The 1,367-nt window shown below is 66.9% G+C and carries 1 protein-coding gene; it reads left to right on the top strand.

Annotation, left to right across the window (positions count from 1 at the left end; all coding sequences use genetic code 11):
* The first annotated feature begins 56 nt into the window (after window positions 1–56).
* Window positions 57–1,241 carry an IS701 family transposase gene (locus ACTWQO_RS48450; RefSeq protein ID WP_443243806.1) on the top strand — a complete coding sequence of 395 codons (1,185 nt, stop codon included), beginning with the start codon at window positions 57–59 and terminating at the stop codon, window positions 1,239–1,241.
* The last annotated feature ends 126 nt before the right edge of the window (window positions 1,242–1,367 follow it).

The raw sequence follows: 1,367 nt of genomic DNA on the forward strand, positions 1-1,367 counted from the left end.
TAGTACTGCAACGGTGGTTGTCGTGACTGCTGGCCAGGTCGTTCGTTGGTGTGGTTATGGGTGGGGACCTTGCTGATGTCAGGCTGTGGGCGGGTGAACTGGCCGCTCTGCATGAGCGGTTCGTGCACAGGTTCAACCGGGAGGAGCCGCGTCAGTCGGCGCTTGCCTATATGCGGGGGCTGGTTGCGCCGCTTGAGCGCAAGAACGGCTGGACGCTGGCCGAGGAAGCCGGGCACGCGGGTCCCGATCGCATCCACCGGCTGCTGAACCGGATCGAGTGGGACCCCGACGAGGTCCTGGACGACGTGCGCGACTACGTCGTGGAACATCTCGGAGACCGGGATGCGGTCCTGATCGTGGATGACACCGGCTTCCTCAAGAAGGGCATCCGCTCGGCCGGGGTGCAAAGGCAGTACTCCGGCACCGCCGGCCGCACCGAGAACAGCCAGATCGGGGTGTTCCTCGCCTACGCCACAGATCGCGGACGCACGCTCATCGACCGGCGGTTGTATCTGCCCACTTCCTGGACGGACGACCGGGAACGGTGCCGGCGGGCGGGCATCGACGACACGGTCGGCTTCGAGACGAAAGTGGCCATGGCCAAGGCGATGGTCCGCCGGGCCATCGCCGAGAACATCCCGTTCGGATGGGTGACGGCGGACGCCGCCTACGGCTACAGCAAGGGCTGGCGGTTCGAGCTGGAGCAGGCCGACGTCTTCCACGTCATGGCCACCACCCGGCACGACACGGTCGTCACCCGCTGGTCCATCGACCACCCCGTCCACGACCTGTTTCCCGGCCTGCCGCGGCAGAAGTGGAAACGCCGTTCCTGCGGTGAAGGAGCTCATGGCCGGCGGATCTTCGACTGGGCCCGCGTCGAGGTGAGGCCCTGGCACCGCGCGGACCGCCGGCACTGGGTTCTCGCCCGCCGCAGTGTCAGCAGGCCCGATGAGATGTCCTACTACATCGCCTACTGCCCGGCCCAGACCACGCTGGACGAGCTGATCGGCATCGCGGGCAGCCGCTGGGCGGTGGAGGAATGCTTCCAGACCGCGAAGCAGGAATGCGGCCTGGACGACTACCAGGTCCGCCGCTATCCCGGCTGGCACCGCCACATGACCCTGGCCATGGCAGCCCACGCCTGCCTCACCGTCCTGCGAGCCCGCGAAATCGACACCGACAAAGCAGAAACGGATCCTCCCAGCTCATCCACCTCAGCCTCGCCGAGATCCGACGCCTGATCACCCGCCTCACCGACCGCCGCCCCACCCCCATCGACCACATCCTGCACTGGTCGACATGGCGCCGACGACGCCAACACCAAGCCCGTATCAGCCACTACAAACGACGCGGACACAGCCCCTGAA

Origin of the sequence: Streptomyces sp. 4N124 (genome assembly GCF_052245395.1) — a bacterium.
Taxonomy (GTDB): domain Bacteria; phylum Actinomycetota; class Actinomycetes; order Streptomycetales; family Streptomycetaceae; genus Streptomyces.

Bases quoted from the DNA above. Each gene is read 5' to 3' on its own strand.
- ACTWQO_RS48450 (WP_443243806.1), top strand. From the start codon at position 57: ATGGGTGGGGACCTTGCTGATGTCAGGCTGTGGGCGGGTGAACTGGCC.